This window comes from Vibrio sp. 1069 (assembly GCF_033340555.1).
This window is the reverse complement of sequence record NZ_JAWOWP010000729.1, coordinates 1-567: the sequence shown is the minus strand read 5'-3', so window position 1 is coordinate 567 and position 567 is coordinate 1. Positions and strand designations below refer to the sequence as shown.

Annotated in this window: 1 protein-coding gene; it reads right to left on the bottom strand. The window is 48.0% G+C overall.

What is annotated here, in order from left to right; genetic code table 11:
- Nucleotides 1–17 precede the first annotated feature (17 nt).
- On the bottom strand, nt 18–567 hold a 550-nt coding region (locus R7040_RS28720; protein ID WP_318097927.1), incomplete at its 5' end, for an AI-2E family transporter.

Sequence of the window (567 nt, the reverse complement as noted above, 5' to 3'; positions counted from 1 at the left end):
GCTCAATATCGAACGCGTTACTCTTGGACGGGTTCGCTTTCTTCGGTGCTTGGTAGCGCATTCCAAACGGCTTTCACTAACGTCGCTAATGGGATCGCAAAGAAAACACCCCAGAATCCCCATAAACCGCCAAACACCAGTACCGCAACAATAATCGCAACCGGGTGAAGGTTAACCGCTTCTGAAAATAGAACTGGCACAAGCACATTACCATCTAGCGCTTGGATGATGCCGTAAGCCAGCAACAACCAGTAGAATTGTGGCGTCATGCCCCATTGGAACAAACCAACAATCGCAACCGGTACGGTTACCGCTGCTGCACCAATATATGGAATCAATACCGACAAACCTACAGCAACGGCCAATAATGCGGAGTAACGTAGGTCTAGAATCGCGAATGTTACGTAGCTCACGCCACCAACAATCAAGATTTCCAGCACTTTCCCGCGAATGTAGTTCGAGATTTGCTCGTTCATCTCGTGCCAAACTTTGTTCGCCAGCTTACGGTTTTTCGGCAAAATGCCGCTCGCCATTCTAAGCATTTCTTCTTTGTCTTTAAGTAGGAAG